Source organism: Roseivivax halodurans JCM 10272, assembly GCF_000521785.1.
Taxonomy (GTDB): domain Bacteria; phylum Pseudomonadota; class Alphaproteobacteria; order Rhodobacterales; family Rhodobacteraceae; genus Roseivivax; species Roseivivax halodurans.
On record NZ_JALZ01000087.1, the window covers coordinates 1 to 2,977 of the forward strand.

Sequence of the window (2,977 nt, forward strand, 5' to 3'; positions counted from 1 at the left end):
GACGGAACGGGCATCCGCTGCGCAAGGCTCTAAAGTCCGTTCAGCCGGGCATAAATCTGAAACTGTCCCAACGCTTCATTCCTGCCGTCTGTGGCCTTGCCCGAACTCCACGAGGAACCAGTCCACGACGCGACGGAGATGCTTCCCACCATTTCGTGCCTTTGCCCACGACAAAAACAGGTGCTCATCAGAGGGCTCTGGAAAAGCCCAGACTTCCACGAGCCGCTTCGCGCGTAGGTCCGCCTCGATCATGTGATGGGGCGCAATCGCCACGCCGTGCCCGTTCATGGCCGCGTCCAGCGCGAGCGCCGAGCGGCCGAAGTTGAGGGGGGCGTGCGCCGGACGCTGCCCAGTCGCCTCAGCCAGCCGATCCCATCGGCGATGCCCGTCCTGAAGGAGCGGCAGGGTTAACAGCGTCTCCGGCCCTATCGGCCAATCGGGGCGGAGGAAGTCGGGGCTGCACACGGCGGCAAGGCGGAGTTCCGTGAGATGGCGGCTCTCATGGGCTGGGTTCGGATCGGGGGCGGTGCCAGGCCAGATGGCGATCTCGCCGCGTCCGAGGCCGCGATCCATCACCCGGTTATGAACCTCCGTGGCAAGCGAGACCGATGGGAAGGCCGCCCTGAACCGCTCCAACCGCGGCATCATCCACTTCGCCATGAAAGACGGACCGATATGCAGGGTGATCCGGTCGTCCTGCCCGGCGATGTCTGAAAGCGCGCTGTCGATGATGGCGAGCGCGTCGATCATCGCCGCATGGCAACGCTTGCCGGCAGGTGTGAGGGATACGCCGCGCGCGCCCCGCACGAGGAGCGGTGTTCCGAGCTCGAGCTCGATCTGCTTGATCCGCTGCGACACCGCTCCCCGCGAGAGGTTCAGAACCTCGGCTGCCCGCTGGATGTTGCCGTGCTCCGCCACGGTAGAGAAGACACGCAGGGCGTTCAGGTTCGCAGGTGGCATCGGGTTTCCGGTCGTCAGATTTTCTAATGGCTCGGTCAGAAGTCCTGCTTTGTCAAACCTCCCCGTCCTGTCGATGCTCACGGAAGAACCCGGCTCAACCAGGAGACCGCCGTGCCCGCTACGATCCGCCCCGCGACCACCGAGGACATTCCTGCGATGGTCGAGCCACTGCTCGCCGACGCGCGTGAGCGCCATGCAGAAGACGCGCTGTTGTGGGACATGGCCGAGGATGCGGCTTCGCAGGTCGAGAAGGCAGTTGCTTTCGCGCTGACCGCCGAGGCGCAACCCTTTCGACAGTTCTGGCAGGTCGCAGAGAATGGCGGACGGATCGTGGGCGTGATTCATTCGATGCTTTTGCCCGTTCCGCCAATCTATGCCGGCGCGGACGGAAAGCCCGGCCTGATCCTACCTGACAGCTTCGCCGTGCCGGACGCGCCCGAGGGCACGGTCGAGGCGCTGGTGGAGGCAGCGCAAGCAGTTCTGCGCGAGGCCGGTGCGCGGATCTTTCTGTCGTCCTTCGTCACCGGCCCGGATTGGCGGGCCGCGTTCGTGGCCGAAGGCTACGAACCGTTGACTCTCTACCTCTCGCGCTCCGATCTCGGCGATGCGGGAAGTCTGTCGGACGTCCGGCCGGCCACCGAGGCGGACGTGCCCGGAATCGTCGCGCGCAGTGCCGAGAACCGGTCCGTCCTCTTCGGCATCGACCCCTTCTGGGCGATCCACCCGGAGGCAGACGCTCGCTTTGACGCCTGGATGCGACGGAGCCTAACGTTGCCTGACCGGGACATGCTGGTGATGGGCGCCCCAGAAGATCTGGAGGGCTATGTGATTGCGCAGCCCGCCTCGCGACTGCACTTCCCGCCCGCGCACAAGATCACCGGGACGGGCGTAATCGACGACTTCTACCATCCCGATTTCGCTGACTCGAACACGCTCGCGAACGAGGCCGTGGGGAGCAAGGCGCTGCTACGCGCCGCCGAGTCGGCGTTTGCCGAACGGGGCACTGGCGCGGCCTTCGTCGTCTGCCCGGCGGGATGGCGCTCGAAGATCGAGCTGCTGGAAGCTGCCGGCTACGAGACGGCGATGATCTGGTCGATCAAGCGATAGCCCCTGGGAAGGAACGTCGCCGTGAACGCCGAGACGGTCAACACAGCCACAGTTTATGCGGTTCAGACCGAACAGTTTCAGCCCAACCGCAGAAGCCGACCTTCCTGACCTCCGCAGCATCCAGTAAAGTGGGCTCGCGGACTTTCGGCGCAACTCCCACGAGCGGCGGCCATGCGGACCCAGCCATCGTTGCGGATCGCGCTGGATCGGATAATCATCCCGCCATGGACTCAGCCTACCGTGTTCCCGTTTCTTTTGAGACCGCGCGCTATAGCTTACGCCGGATCGCTCCAGCCGATGCCTCATCCATTTTCGAGAGCTACGCAACGGACGCAGCCGTGACGCGGTACCTTGCGTGGCGCCCTCACACGAATCTCGACGATACGACGGAGTTTGTTAAGGCTGCCACGGAGGAATGGGAGACGGGGCGCGGATTTCCCCTGGTTGTCTTCGCGCGATCCGACCCGGACGATCTGATCGGGATGTTTCACCCGCGCGCTGCCAATTCCACGGTGCGCTACGGCTATGTCCTGGCGCGGCGCGCTTGGGGTTTTGGTTGCGCCACGGAAGTCATGGCGTGGCTTGTCGAGCATGCCTTGGCGCACCCGAGGATCTTTCGCGCCGAAGCGTTCTGCGATGTCGATAATCCGGCCTCTGCCCGGGTCATGGAAAAGGTGGGCATGAGCGGGGAAGGCGTACTGCGCCGGTACTTCCTTCACCCCAACATGTCGGATGTTCCCCGAGACTGCCTGATGTATGCGAAGGTCAAGTGAGGGCTCATCGCCGCCATTCGGCTCATTCGGGAAGAGGCGACGTGCTCGACCTGGTCAGTTGAAATCAGCTCAAACAGAAGCCCGGGCGCATTGCTGTGCCCGGGCTCGATTGATCAACATTTACGTTAGGGGCTGGC

Annotated in this window: 3 protein-coding genes; 2 read left to right on the top strand and 1 reads right to left on the bottom strand. The window is 64.1% G+C overall.

Annotation, left to right across the window (positions count from 1 at the left end):
- Positions 1-75: 75 nt before the first annotated feature.
- Positions 76-1,155 carry a LysR family transcriptional regulator gene (locus OCH239_RS21095; RefSeq protein ID WP_162150047.1) on the bottom strand — a complete coding sequence of 360 codons (1,080 nt, stop codon included), beginning with the start codon at positions 1,153-1,155 and terminating at the stop codon, positions 76-78.
- Here OCH239_RS21095 and OCH239_RS21100 point away from each other — a divergent pair.
- Both OCH239_RS21100 and OCH239_RS21105 read left to right on the top strand, forming a co-directional pair.
- Positions 1,117-2,067, top strand: a complete 951-nt coding sequence (locus OCH239_RS21100; protein WP_162150048.1) for a GNAT family N-acetyltransferase — start codon at positions 1,117-1,119, stop codon at positions 2,065-2,067. The two genes, OCH239_RS21095 and OCH239_RS21100, sit on opposite strands and share 39 nt — an antisense overlap.
- 224 nt (positions 2,068-2,291) lie before the next feature.
- On the top strand, positions 2,292-2,840 hold the full coding sequence (locus tag OCH239_RS21105; protein ID WP_037267400.1) for a GNAT family N-acetyltransferase: 549 nt from the start codon (positions 2,292-2,294) through the stop codon (positions 2,838-2,840).
- The last annotated feature ends 137 nt before the right edge of the window (positions 2,841-2,977 follow it).